The organism is Methanofervidicoccus abyssi (assembly GCF_004310395.1).
Classification (GTDB): domain Archaea; phylum AGJL01; class Methanococci; order Methanococcales; family Methanococcaceae; genus Methanofervidicoccus; species Methanofervidicoccus abyssi.
The window spans coordinates 105,743-120,477 of the sequence record NZ_BFAX01000003.1 but is presented as its reverse complement, the minus strand read 5'-3'; the positions used below and the strand labels follow the sequence as shown (position 1 = coordinate 120,477).

The following is a 14,735-nucleotide window of genomic DNA, read 5'->3' as shown; positions in this document are numbered from 1 at the left end:
AATTATATTTCAAAAATGAAAAAATTTATATACTAGTATATGAACACAATAACCATGTAGATACATAATCTAACCACAATAGGGTGATAAATTGAATAAAAAAATAGGTATATTAGGTGTATTATTTACAATATTTATCCTAATTGCATTCCAGGCAAGTGTGGCAAAAAACTATGCCATGGAAGATATAACTATTAAATCCAATGGTGGAGTAAAGAATGTAATTATATTGATCGGAGATGGTATGGGACTTGCTCACATTGAGATAACAAAGATATGTTATGGACATTTAAATATGGAGGATATGCCCTATACGGGATATGAACTTACAGATTCATTAAGTGGTCCAGTAACAGATTCTGCAGCGGCAGGAACTGCCATAGCTACAGGATTTAAAACCTACAATGGAATGATATCTACTGTAAAAGTTAATGATAAATTAGTAAATGTGACTTCCCTTTTAGAATTGGCTAAATGCAGTGGTAAAGCAACTGGATTGGTAACCACTACAAGGATAACCCATGCTACCCCAGCAGTGTTTGCATCCCACGTAGAAAAAAGAAGTATGGAAGAAGAAATAGCACGTCAATTAATAGAGGAAAAGGTCAATGTATTATTTGGGGGAGGTAAGGAAAAATTTAGTGATGATATATTAAAATTAGCCAAGAAAAATGGATATGAAGTAGTATATACTAGAGAAGGGTTGGAAAGTGCCAATGGAAAGTATGTTTTAGGATTATTTGCCGATAGCCACATACCCTATGTATTGGATAGAGATAATAAAACTGTGGGATTATTGGAGATGACAAAGAAGGCCATAGAGTTATTGGAAAAGGATTCAGATAAGGGTTTCTTCTTAATGGTAGAGGGGGGAAGAATAGATCATGCAGCCCATGGCAATGATATTGCCTCTGTTGTAGCAGAAACTAAGGAATTTGATGAAGTTGTAGGCTACTGTCTCGATTACGCAAGAAAAAATAAAAATACCTTAGTAATAGTCCTTGCAGATCATGAAACTGGAGGATTAGGGGTTGGAATAGATTATGGAGATCCAATAGATGAGAAGGAAATACTCAATATCAAGGCCTCCACTGAAACAATGGCAAAAGAAATAGAGAATGGAGGGGATCCAAAGGAAGTTATTAAAAAATACACTGGATTGGACTTAACAGATGAGGAAGTCAAGAAAATTGAAGATGCCATGAAATCTGATAATAAATATGCCCTTGGAAATGCCATAGGAGAGATTATCAGTGAAAAGGTAGGAGTAAGATTTGTATCCCACAAACATACTGGAGTTCCAGTTCCTATCATGGCATACGGTCCTGGAGCAGAGCACTTTAGAGGATTTAGGCACCATGTAGATACAAGTAAAGAAATTGCCGATTTAATGTTATTTGGCGGAGATAGAATGATAATTACAAATGGAGTTGGCGTTATAAAGGGAGATGCCAATGGAAACTATAGGATCGACTTAGATGATGCTTACATAACATTAAACCAGTATGTTGGTAAAATAGCAACAAATGACGATGAAAAAAGGCTTGATATGGATAACAACGGAATAATAGATTATAAGGATGTAGCCCTAATAATGGAGATGGCAGAGTCTTAAAATAAACTAAATAATTATTAATTCTTTTTTTAAATTATAAAATATAATACTTTTTTTATTTTTTTAAAGCATTTTTAAGTAAGCATTTTTAAGTATTTATGTATTTGAGGAGTACATATTAAATTTTTTATTGTTAAATACCTCCTCTAAGATCTTCTTTCTATCCTTTTGAGAGGGAATATCATCCTTTAAAAAAGACCTTATTTATTTTTACATTTATAGGGTAAAAGGGCTTTTTTTAAGGTCTCCAATGCTATATATCCTGCCTCATGGAGTATGGTATCCTCCAACTCCTTATTATACTCCATACTTCCTAAGCATGGGTAATTATGGTGAGCATTGGCAATCTCTTCCTCTAATTCACTTATCAAAGGTGATAACATTAACATCCTCAATACAATTAAAACGACAGTTAAAAACAAAGTAAGGAGAGATTGAGAAAAGTATTTATGGCTTTCCTCTACCTCTAACTGGTATATGGGATTTCTCTTTGATTATATCTCTACTACCCATGTAAGATGTCCTGATCTCTTCCTTTAACTTAACCATAAGCTCCTGGGCAGTGTCATAATCACCATTCCTTATTGCTGTCTTTATCTGCTCCATTAACTGCAGTGCTGTTGTCATGTTGACACCTAACCTCTCCATAACTCTAATCTGCGCTTCAACTCTTACAAGCTCTCTTTCCAGTCTCATCTTTGTGTTGTTCATTATCATCTTTCTAATGTCTTCTCCAGCAAGCCTAACGACGACTTCTGCCTTCGACTTTGCAGCCAGTGCAAGGCCATAAGCCAGGCCATATTTTCCAGTATTATACGCATCTTTTGCATCTTCAAGCTGCTTCTCCGCAGTTGTAAGTATGTTATCAATGGCTGGATTTGTTGCATTTTCAGCTAGTTCTTTTGCTGCGTTTATCTTTTCCTCGGCCATTTGTATTGCTTCAAGAGCTCTCTCAGCGGTCATATTAACTTGAACTTTTGTACAGTTACATTCTTTGAGGTGTTCCTTAAGTTGTTTCTGTATCATGAGCATTGTTTGGTTCATAACCGGTGTTTCCACTATTGTAAAATTCTCTGTTCTTATTCTTAACCTATCCATTATTTTTGTAATATTTGTAGTCTGGTTTACTAAGATTATCATTGCTCTCTTCTGAATTGCAAGCTGTAATGCTTTTTCAATTCCTGCTAAGTCTGTACCTGCCACAAGGATAACTCTGTTTTGCAACTGGAGCTGGAACTTCTCTGTAGCGTTCTTGATTACTGCTAAGTCTGTTTCATACCTGTTTTCCCCCCACCATCTCTCGACTGTGATGCCCAGGTTTTGCAGGTCTTCAACGTATTCATCTGGAACTGCAACTGGTCCACCAATGATAATTACTTCAGCGGGAGCATAACTGATTATTTTTGCAGTTATATTTGGATCATAAATTCCCCATGGTGTCTTAACTACCACTACATTGGCTGTTAAGTTTGCAAGATAGTTTGCCAGTGCACAATCAGCTTCATTGTCGCTCACCAGAATTACTACTGTAGTATCTGCCGCACTGACTGGCTTGAAGGTTACTGGGACTGCCAGCATCATTAAACCAAATATTATTGGCAATATCTTTTTCCACATCATATTCCATCACCTCTACTATTTTTAAGCAAATTAAAGATTGGGATTTTAATCACCCTTAGCTTTTTGTACTGCTTCAGATAATACTTCCTTAAACTGTCTTCTATTAAACCCATTATTGATTTCTATAGTCTCCAGTAGTTCATTAGGTTTAGCCTCGATACCATAGTCTGTCTTTAAGATTTCGACAAGCTTTTGAACATCGACATTGTATGCTTCAGCGAGCTGTTCAAGTGTAAAACTCTTCAACATAGCACCAGTTATCTCAATTGTTGTACTATCTGTTGTTATATATTTCCCAGATGTTGTTTTTATTATAGTTCCTTCTTTCCCAGTTATTTTCTCAAAGGCAAAGTAGCCTCCAATTAGAACCAAAGTCATTACAGCCAGTCCCCCTATTACTTTAGCTTTCTCCCTTTTGAATGCTGACTTTAGCATTGCAACCATTCTGTTAAAGCCTAAGACGATGTGAACTACTACAAGACCAATCATAATCAGTCCGAAATAAACGTGCAGGTTTATCCATGTATCTCTGGACAGCCCAAGGAATGTCCATCCAATCATTTTTGCGATTTTCCCTGATGGTGCTAAATAAAGCGCTATCCCTGAAAGTCCCACTATTATAAACACTACTATCAAGAGTAAATCTATAACCCCCTTTACCCAAGCTGGTACCTTCATTTTCATCACTACAACCTTTATTTGTGGATTACTTCTTTTTTTGAGTCGTTAGACACAGTAGGATACAATCATTTTTTTCAACAATTAATGATAAGAGCAAAAACTTCAAGCTTTTTCATTAATTCCATATCAACTACCCTCAAAATAAAAGAAAGAAAAAAGTCAATTCATAAGGAAGGACCCTTATTAACTATTTTTGAATGCTGACTTTAGCATTGCAACCATTCTGTTAAAGCCTAAGACGATGTGAACTACTACAAGACCAATCATAATCAGTCCGAAATAAACGTGCAGGTTTATCCATGTATCTCTGGACAGCCCAAGGAATGTCCATCCAATCATTTTTGCGATTTTCCCTGATGGTGCTAAATAAAGCGCTATCCCTGAAAGTCCCACTATTATAAACACTACTATCAAGAGTAAATCTATAACCCCCTTTACCCAAGCTGGTACCTTCATTTTCATCACTTGCAGTCCTTCTTAGGCCAATCAAAAATAAAAAAAGAATAGGTTACATCATAAGAAGTTACTTCATAAGGAGGAATCCTACAATGCTTCCATTATAGCTCAGGAAGACTTTTATTCCATTTTGTGTATTATATGCTTTATACACATCAAGTGAACTGAAGTCGTAGTCACCAACTATCTTCCCGATACATTGCCCATCAAGTATTAATTTCTGTACTGTGACACCTCTTGGAGTTACAAACTTCTCAATAGTAACGTTGCTTAAGTACTCTTCCACCTGTTCCTTATCAATCTCTACTTCTCCCAGGTAGTGCCCCTTAACTCCAAGTCCCATGAACTGAGGAGTTCCCCTTTCGTGGTTACCATTTTGACCATACATGTATCTTGCATGGGTATAACATCCACATCCACATACACAGCTGTCTGTTGTTTGTACTGAATTTTCAGACACTACATGATATGCTGCAACTGTTCCAATCACCAAACTAACCACCAAGGCTAACAATCCAATACTCAGTAACCCTTTTCTCATGTCTGACCACCTCTATATGTACTTTATGATAGTATAATAATCATTATAATTATAATATTATATAAATGTAACGGAGAAGGTTTTAAAAATAAAAAACCGTTAAATACCATAAAATATTCAGAAGTATAAGATTTCCATTTCTGTTAGGGAGAATTACCTCTTCCCCGATATTAATAAGAGGGGATATAAATTTATTTATAATTTTGAGATAAATTAGAGTTTTTTGTTTTTAAGACACTTTTTATCATTTTTTAACCTTATGACATATGAAAAAAGAAATATATGTCCAGTTGAGATAAAGATCAGGGGGATTAGAATATTATTTTCCCAGTCCTTCCTTTAAAATCCTGTTTAGATTTGTTATTTATTTTTATCATTATTTTTTAATTAAATTATTTTTTTCTTATTTTATAATAGGAATTTTTTTAATGATTCAAAACCTATATAGTATCTCTAATCTCTCGGCATATCTATATACATGTTCCATCTCCTCAAAGGTTGGGGTTCTTCCTATATCTGGCCACTTTTCCGGATACTTAGAGACTAAGTACTCAGGTCTATACTGCCCCATTATATTCACCAGGGCCTTTGGACAATTCCTTGCTATCCATCTAAGTACAGGTTTTGAACAACACTCTATATGATTTGGAAGCACAAGGTGTCTAATTATTATATCCCCTGAGTTATAGGCTATCTTTATATTTCTAGTAGTTATCTCCCAGTAATTTTCCACTAAACTTAATCTCTCGGCACATCTGTTGTTGCCGTATTTGAAGTCTGGTAACCAGATATCTATTACCTCCCTGAGTAAGGACATGGTTTCTATACTACAGTACATATTACTGTTCCAAAGTTGAGGTACATTTACATCTAAGTACTTGAAACTCTCGAGGATAGCGTATGTATTTGGGATAGGATCTCCCCCTACGTGGTTTATATTCCTCGCCCCCTCTACTCTCAACTCCTTCTGTATCAGTGCCAACTTCTTCCCATTTACCTTAACTCCACCTTTAGGAAACTCCTGACTTATATCGTAGTTCTGACAGAATATACAGTGGAAGTTACATCCTCCGTAGAATATGGTACCACTGGGTATTAATGGAGATTCTTCTCCATAATGATGGAACCAACTGTGGACATAAGTATCATCTACTTTACAATTCCCTTCTATCTTCTTTCTATCTACCCTACACCTCCTCTCACAGAAGTGACAACTTTTAAATATATTTTTTGCTATCTCAACTTTAACATCTAAGAAGTTGAATCTTGGAGTGGGAATGTCTTCTATCTGGATTCTCTCACTTTTGATATCTTTTAATATTTTATCAAAATCTTTAGAAAGTTTCCTGTGAAGATCCCATAGGTTTTCGATGTCTAACTTAGTAGGATTTTCACTCTCTATCTTTTTGCATAATATGAACTTTGCAGGAGTTTTATTGTCCATTACCTTATAATACCAACTTAACCTCTTTCTAATGATACTATTCTCCCAGATATTATCCTTATTCCAGACCATCACTTTCACTTTTTTGTTTTATCTTATTAATAATAATAAATTAAAGTATATCTTTAATATTAATAGCGGATTCTATAATAAGTAAGGGTGATATCTTTATACTATAATGGAGATAATATAGTCCTAAAGGAGAATAAATAGAGAGGCAATAGATTATGATACTGAAAAAATTACTATCCAAAAGAGCACAAATATCTATGGAGATAGGTATATTAGTCACAGCCGCTGTTGCAGTTGCTGCAATTGCTGCGTATTATTACATATTAAGTGTTAAAAATAGTGCGGAAAATATAAATAATAGTACTACTACTGTAACGAATACTTTAAGTAATACAGTGGAAAATTATGTAAATAGAATATCTAATCTCTTAGAATAAAGATACCAATCAATTTTTTAATATTTTATATATAACTTTATTATTATATAAGAAGTATATCTTTAATATTAATAGCGGATTCTATAATAAGTAAGAGTAATATTTTTATACTATAATGGAGATAATATAATTCCAATGAAGAATAAATAGAGAGGCGATAGATTATGATACTGAAAAAATTACTATCCAAAAGAGCACAAATATCCATAGAGATAGGTATGTTAATTGCAGCCGCTGTTGCAGTTGCTACAATTGCTGTGTATCTCTATGTATCAAATGTTGAAAATGCTGCAGAGGATGCAGGAGATAGGGCTACTGCTGTAACGGGTAATTTAAGTAATATAGCGGAAAATTATACAGAGAGAATATCTAATATCTTAGGAGGATAAAGATACCAATCAATTTTTTAATTTTTATATATAACTTTATTATTAACTTTATTATTTATTATTATCAATTTTGATATTGTTTTCTAAATCTCTTAAATCTCTGAAAACTATTTTTAGCTTCCTTTTATTACTGTGTTTTATATTGTTAAACCTAAATATTTCAATGAATAAATATTTTGTTCAGTATCTCTTTTATGTTTTTTATTTTGATATTATTCTTTGTCCTAATATTTAGGATATACTATATTTCCTGATAACCCGCAACTACTACACATATACAGTTTCACTCCTGTAGAACAAAGATGATGATAGGAAAAAAACTTTCCTTACTAAAAAATAGATAAAAAATGCCTTATATATTCAAGAATAGTACAATTATGTAATGAAGAATAAATAAAAGCATAGGTATTATGATAATGAAAAAATAATCTCTAAAAGAGGGCAAATATCTATATGGTTTTCTATGCTATCTCCTACTTCCTTATATAGATAAAAAATAAAGGAAGAAATGATAAAATAAAGTAAATGAGAAAGATAAAAATCTTAATTTAGGCTTTTTTTAGTGTTTCTAAAATAGTAATGAAGGAAAAAACCCTTTCACCGGCAGCAAATATCTACAAGTCTATTTCTGAATTTTAAATCTACTTCTTAGAAGATACATCTTCCTTCATCTCTACAACGATTCTACACTTAGCAGGTATCTTCATAGCACATCTTCTTAGAGCCTCCTTGGCATCATCTATCTTATCTGGAGTGGTGTATATAGTAATAATCTTTTGTCCTTTCCTTACTCTTGCTGCAGTGCCAATAGGTTTTCCAAATGCAAGTCTCATCCCATCGGAGATCCTATCTGCCCCAGCTCCAGATGCCATCTTATTTTCCCTAAGTATCTGATGTGGATACACCCTAATCAACATCCTGTATCCCATTCTACCACATTTACTCTGGATGTACTTGTTCCCTACAACCCTCGCAGCCTCTAATGCATTGTGTCTTATCTGTACATCGTTCTTAGATACTAAATGCACCTCTACGGGAAACTCTCCACTTAGGTTGCCCATTACGAAATGGACTATCTTAGGCTGAGGTACTCCTCTTACATACTCCTTTCTTGTATATGCAGGTTTATCTACATCCCTATAACATTTACCTGGTCTCAACCCCATACTATCACCATAACGATTATTACAAAATGTCTAATCTCTTTAAGATGTTTTATTATATAAAGTTTATGAGAAGTGGATTATCTAACAACTATCAGTATCTAGACAACGACGATGAAAAATCTCAATAAAAAGTGACAATTAAAATCTCGTTCTAATTATTATTCTTATTATTTTGTGATATTCTTGATGGCTATTGTTAATTTAAAAAGTTTTGTTTATTGTTTTATATATTTTTTATTATCGTATTCAAATACTAAAGGTATTATCTCGTCTAACCTCTTAGCTGGAATAATCTCGATACCTTTATCGTCTATTACATCAATCATATTTGACTCTGGAATGATAACTCTCTTAAATCCATACTCTCTAGCAGCGTTTATCTTCTCGTTAATACCACCTACAGCTAAGATATTACCGTTTAAATCCAAACTTCCAGTTATTGCAAAGTCCTGCTTTAAAGGTATCTCAAGGAGGGCAGATATAATACTGAGACATACTGCAGCGGTTGCACTGTCTCCATCTATTTTAGAGTAGGACTGACTGAATTGAATGTATATCTCCTTTCTATTTAGATCGATATCCTTTTCCGGTTTCAGTGGTAACTTACCTTCAGATATGTACTTCTTAGAGAGAGCTGATGCCAGCGTAATACTGTGTTTTGCAATATCTCCACTTATATTTAACAGGTGAGTTCCAGGGTTTTTGGAGTCTACTATCTGGGTGATGATCTTAGTTACATCTCCCATACCATCTGAACCTATAACTGCTAGCCCGTATATAACTCCTATCTTTGGCGTATCATTTGGAACTATATGTTTATATCTCTTAAACTCCCTGAGGTAATCTATAGCAACCTGCTTTGACATACTGTATATACCACTCTCTATAACTTTACGGATATGTTCAACATCTATGTACACCTTCTTCGCCGCTGTAACACCTTTATCCTTAGACTCTTCCCTCTTTTTATTCCTCTCACCTATCTTTAATACTTCTATAATACTCTTTAACTTACCCTCTTTTTCCTCTTCTTTAGTAGTATTTTCTCTTCCGGAGAGTTCCTCCACAATTTCCTGAATACTCTTGCCCATTGCAATATCGTTTGCCATCTTTATGATGTTAGAGAGTTTTCTAAGTCTCAAAGTTAATTTATCCCTGGATCCTGCAAACAATTGGGCTATTCTTACTATCTCACAACATGCCTCATAAGTCATATGGTTTAAGTTGTTGTTCTTTATCTCCTGCACTATAAACTGTAGAAGTTTATCTCTGTTCTCCTGGGTGTTATCCATCTTGTTTTTCAGTATAATCTTGTAATCTATCCTATCTAAGAGGGGAGCCCTTAAGTTATTGATGTCGTCCATGTTTCCAGACATGATGAGGATGAAATCACAGGGTATTGGATTAGTTTCTACAGTGGCACCACTGGAGTTCGGATTCCTACCACTTATAGAAAGACACTTATCCTGGAGTGCAGTTAGGAGGTAGTCTTGTACCTCTGGAGGCATGGTCTTTATCTCATCTACGTAGAGGATACCTTTATGGGCCTCATGAATAGCGCCTAGGATTATCCTCTTATGTGGAGGTGTTCCAAGAGGTGGTTTGCCACCTAGTGGACAGTGTCTAACGTCTCCAAGTAATTTCGTTACATTATATGCACTGGCCCTTACTACGGGTCTCTTTTTACATTCGTAGAGCACTACAGGTTTTAGATCCAATGGACTAACGGTGTTCGACATGGCTCCCCTTGTTGCTCCAAACATGGCTAAGAATACCACTACAAATGCTAGGGCAAAGGATACAATAGCTGTTGTAGCTACTACTGCAAGTAAATAGGTCTGGGAGAGCCCTCTAACTAAGTAGGAGGTAAGTAATGTGAAGAATACCATAATTAACATAAGTGTTAAGAGACCTGGAGGTTGTCTGATCATCTTTGGTTTAATGTCCTCTATGTCTTCTTTGTAGGATCCTTCTATTAACTCTACTATAGGCTTCTCAGGATTTTTTAAATTAGGTTTTGCTATTATAGTGTAAGGTGTAAAATCGTCAGAAGGGGATTTTTCAATAAGCTCCCCTACAGCCTTAACTATCATGGATTTACCTACTCCAGGATCTCCCAGGAGGATTACATGCCTCTTATTTTTAACTGCACTTAATACTATATTGAGAGCTTCATCCTGCCCAATTATCTGATCTATCAATCTTGAAGAAGGTTCAGGTAATTCTTCGGTAGTTTTAAATTTAATGGAGAACATGAGATCACCCTTTTTAAAATAAAAATAATAATTATTAATATTTTTCTAAAATAGAATCTATTAACTCTATTAAAATCTCTGTAAATTCTAAACACTTTTTGTAAATTTTCTCTGATAATCTCTCTATTCCAAAATCTAACTTCTCAGGTTCCATACCCACTATAAGTATTTCACTGTCTATATATCTCGTTAGATATTTAACAATTACGTTAAGTGGTAACGTATGTGTTGAAAACCCTACTCTGTATATATCTCTTACATCTATCAACTTCACAGTTCCAGGTTTCTCTCCCATTACTGCAGCATCTATAAAAACTATTTTACCAGGTTTTTCTTCCTTTAAAACATTTGTAAAGTTTTCAGGGACAGTTCCACAGTTTATTAGTATTACCTTATCGAAGATTTTATTTACTTCCTTATTTATATTTAAGTTTTGCTGGGGGTATTTATCTGTATAATGTCTTACTATACTCTTTACAATAAATATACCTAAACCGTCGTCCCCCCTTATGGTATTCCCTATACCTAAAACTGCCAACTTTCTACAGTATTTCAGTTGCTCTTTTAGAGCAGTTAAATTATCCAAGGTTTCACCAAGTTAGGCGATTATAAAACTAAAAAACAAGTTAATATAAATATCAATAAAAAATAAAAAATATTAGATCTTTGAAACTTGAAGAATATTTTTATCATTGATTAGGACATTATTTAGTTAGTGATTGATTAATTTTTTGTTTTTTACCGTAATAGTAATTATAATTGATATCTAATTATTTTTCTAATTATTTTATTTTATCAGGATTTCTCAATGGGATTGGTGTTTATATTATTTTTATTTTTCTTATATATAATTTATCATTATAATTAATGACAAATTATATATATTAGTGATAACAACATTTTTCATTTATCCCAATCCTTTTAGGTGGAAATATGGATCTACAACTTGCATCCTTTATAACTGCTGGAGCCTTGGTTGTGCTAGGATTGTACGGTTTTTTCTTTGTAGATAATGTAATTAAAAAGGTTATTGCGTTATCAATTATAGGTAACGGCATCAATCTTACATTGGTGGCAATGGGATATAAGGAAGGAGGATACGTCCCTATATACATCCCTACTATAGAGTTCCAGATATTCTCCAAGGAGATGGCTTATCCCCTTCCTCAGGCGCTTGTTCTAACTAACATAGTTATTGAAGCCTCTATGTTGGCAGTAATGTTAGCCCTATCCATAGTATTTTATAAGAAGTATAAAACACTGAAAACTTCTGTTATTCTAAAGGAAGACTGAATGGTGGAAAGATGAACCTTCTTCCCTTAATAGTAGTTATTCCCCTAATTATGGCGATAATTTTTAGTTATATCTACAGGAGTAAGTACGTTAGATTTCTTACACTTTTGATGGCGCTGATCCTCCTTGTTCTCCCCTTCCTAGGGACATACACTCCTTACTTCTTTGGCGGACATGGTATAACATACATAGATGGTATTCCTTTCGTATCTGGGATTCTCTATACATTAAACCCTCTAAAGGAGGTCCTACTATTTACACTAATGTTGGTAGGTTCTTTAGTACTTATACTATCCACCAAGGAGAAGAATCTAAGTGGAATCTTTACATCCTTAGTGTTGATGGGACTTGCAAGTGTCTCTGCAGTAATTCTAACTGATGATCTCTTCAACCTATACGTGTTCTACGAAATCGCAGCAATCGTACAGGCAGGTTTAGTAATTTTAGCAGGTACAGAGAATGCCTACAGATCTGCTTTTAGATACCTCCTAGTTGGAACTATGGCAGGATCCATACTACTTCTGGGAATAGGTCTCCTACTATCTGCAACTGGTACCTTGAATATAGAGGATATGAAAAGATATCTTGCCATTAATCCATCGACTCCTACTGTATATGGAGGGTTATTAATGTTGATAGTAGGTTTAGCCTACGGAGGAGGGCTTCCTCCTTTTCATACCTTAAAGGCTGATCTATACGCTAGGACTAAGCCCTTTGTAGCTGCTATACTTCAAACCTACTCAAAATTTGTACTTATTGTACTTATGTTGGTTATATTAAAGTTGTTTGGAAACCTCCCTATTTTCAACACTACCAGGGGGATACTGATAGCGCTCTCTGTATTTGCCATGGTATTCGGGACAGTTATGGCACTACTTCAGAAAGATTATAGAAAACTACTTGCCTATCATACTGTAAGTCAGGGCGGTTATGTTGCACTGGGATTAGCTCTTGGAACACCGTTAGGTATTGTAGCAGGAATATTTCACGGGATAAACCATGTCCTCTATAAGAGTGCCCTCTTTATCGGAGCTCATATTGTAGATAAGATAAAATCCTCAGATATGAGAAAGGTTGGAGGACTCCTATTTACTATACCTACTGTAGCATTTCTAATGTTATTTGCCACGTTTGCAAGTATTGGAATCCCACCCTTCAACGGCTTTCAGAGTAAGTTACTACTTGCAGAAGCTGTAATGCATGCAAATATGCCAGAACTTGTAGTTTTAATGCTGATCGTCAGTATAGGTACTTTTCTCTATATGATGAAGGCATTCTATCTCATATTCTTGAAGCCATGTGGTGAAGAGCAACTTAAGGAGTACAGGAATTTTAAAATTTCGAAATATTATATATTCTCCTTAGGGTTGTTGGTCATACTTTGTTTAATACTTGGTATTTATCCAGATATAGTGTTAAATAGGTTGTATCCTATAGGGGAAGAGATCGGTATTAAGTGGGTTCTAAGATAGAAATAAAAAGCAATATACTAAGGAATTATTTAAGTGATACTATGAATTACGACAGGTTTAAAAAGGAGATGGATAAAGAAATCTGTGGAGACAGCATCTTTACAGGTGCAGGTTTAACTGGGGAGTTTATACTCTACGGATTTTTAGTTGTATGTCTCTTTCTTCTTTCCAGGGTGTTTGGGAAGGTGCTTCTTGCCATGGTGGGGATACTTGCCATAGGTATGGGATTACAGGCTATACCCATGGTATTTAAATTCAGGAAGGAGAATTCGAACAATATAGCTCTCCAACTCTTCTGGATCTCCATGCTCTTAGGCGCCATATCCATGATAATATTTATTACAGGTTCTTGGTGATTCTATGAAGATCTCTGTAGGTAGAGAGATTGCAGTTTCTCTATCCTTTCTGTTATTTGGTGCAGGCGTATTTTACTCCATCTACAGTATTGACGTGGTTGAAGGTGTAAATGCTGTATATACCAATACCTTGATAATTCCTAACTTTGTAAGTGCTATACTCTTCGATTGGAGGGGATTTGATACCCTCGGAGAGTGTCTGATACTGATAACTTCAGTATTAGTCACTGGAGTAGTATTTGGAAAGGGGCTCTTTAACAGTGATTTCCTTAAAGAGGTGTATGGTAAGGAGGATTGTAAGGATGTTGATCTAGGATTTACACCTATAATAAAGGTTTTAGCAGCACCTATGGGAGTTTTACTTATGGCTTTAGGGATCGTTATAATACTTGGGGGACATATTACACCTGGAGGGGGATTTCAGGGAGGTGCCTTGATATCTGCAGGGTATATTTTAACTACGGTGGCCTTTGGTAGAAGGGAATGTCCAGTGAGATTTTCCCATAAGTTCTTAGAATCTTTAGAGAGTTTTGGAGCCCTCCTATTTCTCATGTTAGGATTGATGGGTATGATAACTTCAGGGTATTATTTACTTAACGTCACTGATGTTTATGGGATAAATCTCTTTCCTTCTCCTTCAGGTATAGGAAATGTAGGTATCATTCCCTACTTAAACATAGGAGTAGGTTTGAAGGTACTTGCAGGGCTATCTACAATAACAACCCTCCTTATATCCCAGAGGATAATTTTAAAAAACATAGAGAAGGGGTAATGTGATAGATTACTTCTTTCTACCTTTTACAGGGATGATATTAGGGTTTATCTTAGGTAGGAGGATTACGGTCAAGTTAAATGTATGGTTCTACTTAGTTGTAGGACTGGTTGTCGGATACCTCTTAGGATCTCTACCTTACTACAACTTTCCACTTTCTTACTCCTTTCTATTCTCCTTAGTAGGACTTCTAATTGGAAATCTCACTGTTAGGGATAAGAAGTGA

16 protein-coding genes and 2 pseudogenes are annotated in these 14,735 nt (G+C 34.9%); 8 read left to right on the top strand and 10 right to left on the bottom strand.

Features of this window, described 5'->3' with window-relative positions:
* Window positions 1-91 precede the first annotated feature (91 nt).
* Entirely contained in the window at window positions 92-1,615 is a 1,524-nt protein-coding gene (locus MHHB_RS03230; RefSeq protein ID WP_131007174.1) for an alkaline phosphatase, read from the top strand.
* A gap of 200 nt (window positions 1,616-1,815) precedes the next feature.
* Here MHHB_RS03230 and MHHB_RS03225 read toward each other — a convergent pair.
* The 7 genes and pseudogenes from MHHB_RS03225 to MHHB_RS03200 all read right to left on the bottom strand — a co-directional run.
* Window positions 1,816-1,983, bottom strand: a pseudogene (locus MHHB_RS03225) (DUF166 family protein); the annotation flags it as partial.
* Between the two features lie 79 nt (window positions 1,984-2,062).
* A complete protein-coding gene (locus tag MHHB_RS03220; protein ID WP_131007173.1) occupies window positions 2,063-3,235 on the bottom strand; it encodes a cell wall-binding repeat-containing protein in 1,173 nt (390 codons plus the stop codon).
* Between the two features lie 45 nt (window positions 3,236-3,280).
* Window positions 3,281-3,670: a hypothetical protein gene (locus tag MHHB_RS06535; protein ID WP_229701915.1), complete on the bottom strand. Its 390-nt coding sequence runs from the start codon at window positions 3,668-3,670 to the stop codon at window positions 3,281-3,283.
* Between the two features lie 33 nt (window positions 3,671-3,703).
* Window positions 3,704-3,913 (bottom strand): annotated as a pseudogene (locus MHHB_RS06650) (DUF4405 domain-containing protein); the annotation flags it as partial.
* A gap of 186 nt (window positions 3,914-4,099) precedes the next feature.
* Complete coding sequence (locus tag MHHB_RS03210; protein ID WP_131007171.1) at window positions 4,100-4,372, bottom strand: DUF4405 domain-containing protein; 273 nt, start codon at window positions 4,370-4,372, stop codon at window positions 4,100-4,102.
* Window positions 4,373-4,439: 67 nt separating this feature from the next.
* Window positions 4,440-4,862, bottom strand: a complete 423-nt coding sequence (locus MHHB_RS03205) for a hypothetical protein (RefSeq protein WP_394342771.1) — start codon at window positions 4,860-4,862, stop codon at window positions 4,440-4,442.
* Window positions 4,863-5,346: 484 nt separating this feature from the next.
* Window positions 5,347-6,429 carry a radical SAM protein gene (locus MHHB_RS03200; RefSeq protein ID WP_131007169.1) on the bottom strand — a complete coding sequence of 361 codons (1,083 nt, stop codon included), beginning with the start codon at window positions 6,427-6,429 and terminating at the stop codon, window positions 5,347-5,349.
* 155 nt (window positions 6,430-6,584) lie between these two features.
* Here MHHB_RS03200 and MHHB_RS03195 point away from each other — a divergent pair, with 155 nt between their 5' ends.
* Window positions 6,585-6,806 (top strand): class III signal peptide-containing protein, encoded by a 222-nt coding sequence (locus MHHB_RS03195; RefSeq protein ID WP_131007168.1) that lies wholly within the window; start codon window positions 6,585-6,587, stop codon window positions 6,804-6,806.
* Window positions 6,807-6,970: 164 nt separating this feature from the next.
* Complete coding sequence (locus MHHB_RS03190) at window positions 6,971-7,195, top strand: class III signal peptide-containing protein (protein WP_229701913.1); 225 nt, start codon at window positions 6,971-6,973, stop codon at window positions 7,193-7,195.
* A gap of 641 nt (window positions 7,196-7,836) precedes the next feature.
* Here the strand turns inward: MHHB_RS03190 and rplJ are convergent.
* The 3 genes from rplJ to hycI form a co-directional block, all read right to left on the bottom strand.
* Window positions 7,837-8,361 carry a 50S ribosomal protein L16 gene (rplJ, locus tag MHHB_RS03185; protein WP_131007166.1) on the bottom strand — a complete coding sequence of 175 codons (525 nt, stop codon included), beginning with the start codon at window positions 8,359-8,361 and terminating at the stop codon, window positions 7,837-7,839.
* 215 nt (window positions 8,362-8,576) lie between these two features.
* A complete protein-coding gene (lonB, locus tag MHHB_RS03180) occupies window positions 8,577-10,616 on the bottom strand; it encodes an ATP-dependent protease LonB (protein WP_131007165.1) in 2,040 nt (679 codons plus the stop codon).
* A gap of 34 nt (window positions 10,617-10,650) precedes the next feature.
* A complete protein-coding gene (gene hycI, locus MHHB_RS03175) occupies window positions 10,651-11,202 on the bottom strand; it encodes a hydrogenase maturation peptidase HycI (RefSeq protein ID WP_131007164.1) in 552 nt (183 codons plus the stop codon).
* Window positions 11,203-11,549: 347 nt separating this feature from the next.
* Between hycI and MHHB_RS03170 the strand changes: the two genes are divergently transcribed.
* Genes MHHB_RS03170 through MHHB_RS03150 form a run of 5 tightly spaced genes read left to right on the top strand, consistent with a single transcriptional unit; the run spans window position 11,550 to window position 14,735 of the window.
* On the top strand, window positions 11,550-11,909 hold the full coding sequence (locus MHHB_RS03170; RefSeq protein ID WP_131007163.1) for a cation:proton antiporter subunit C: 360 nt from the start codon (window positions 11,550-11,552) through the stop codon (window positions 11,907-11,909).
* Between the two features lie 11 nt (window positions 11,910-11,920).
* On the top strand, window positions 11,921-13,381 hold the full coding sequence (ehbF, locus tag MHHB_RS03165) for an energy conserving hydrogenase EhbF (protein WP_131007162.1): 1,461 nt from the start codon (window positions 11,921-11,923) through the stop codon (window positions 13,379-13,381).
* 41 nt (window positions 13,382-13,422) lie between these two features.
* Window positions 13,423-13,737 (top strand): hypothetical protein, encoded by a 315-nt coding sequence (locus MHHB_RS03160; protein WP_131007161.1) that lies wholly within the window; start codon window positions 13,423-13,425, stop codon window positions 13,735-13,737.
* Between the two features lie 4 nt (window positions 13,738-13,741).
* On the top strand, window positions 13,742-14,509 hold the full coding sequence (locus MHHB_RS03155; protein WP_394342768.1) for an MnhB domain-containing protein: 768 nt from the start codon (window positions 13,742-13,744) through the stop codon (window positions 14,507-14,509).
* Window position 14,510: 1 nt separating this feature from the next.
* Complete coding sequence (locus MHHB_RS03150; protein ID WP_229701912.1) at window positions 14,511-14,735, top strand: hypothetical protein; 225 nt, start codon at window positions 14,511-14,513, stop codon at window positions 14,733-14,735.

Coding starts and splice junctions, on each gene's coding strand:
- MHHB_RS03220 (WP_131007173.1), bottom strand. CDS start 3,235: ATGATGTGGAAAAAGATATTGCCAATAATATTTGGTTTAATGATGCTG.
- MHHB_RS06535 (WP_229701915.1), bottom strand. CDS start 3,670: ATGCTAAAGTCAGCATTCAAAAGGGAGAAAGCTAAAGTAATAGGGGGA.
- MHHB_RS03210 (WP_131007171.1), bottom strand. CDS start 4,372: ATGAAGGTACCAGCTTGGGTAAAGGGGGTTATAGATTTACTCTTGATA.
- MHHB_RS03200 (WP_131007169.1), bottom strand. CDS start 6,429: ATGGTCTGGAATAAGGATAATATCTGGGAGAATAGTATCATTAGAAAG.
- MHHB_RS03195 (WP_131007168.1), top strand. CDS start 6,585: ATGATACTGAAAAAATTACTATCCAAAAGAGCACAAATATCTATGGAG.
- MHHB_RS03190 (WP_229701913.1), top strand. CDS start 6,971: ATGATACTGAAAAAATTACTATCCAAAAGAGCACAAATATCCATAGAG.
- rplJ (WP_131007166.1), bottom strand. CDS start 8,361: ATGGGGTTGAGACCAGGTAAATGTTATAGGGATGTAGATAAACCTGCA.
- lonB (WP_131007165.1), bottom strand. CDS start 10,616: ATGTTCTCCATTAAATTTAAAACTACCGAAGAATTACCTGAACCTTCT.
- MHHB_RS03170 (WP_131007163.1), top strand. CDS start 11,550: ATGGATCTACAACTTGCATCCTTTATAACTGCTGGAGCCTTGGTTGTG.
- ehbF (WP_131007162.1), top strand. CDS start 11,921: ATGAACCTTCTTCCCTTAATAGTAGTTATTCCCCTAATTATGGCGATA.
- MHHB_RS03160 (WP_131007161.1), top strand. CDS start 13,423: ATGAATTACGACAGGTTTAAAAAGGAGATGGATAAAGAAATCTGTGGA.
- MHHB_RS03155 (WP_394342768.1), top strand. CDS start 13,742: ATGAAGATCTCTGTAGGTAGAGAGATTGCAGTTTCTCTATCCTTTCTG.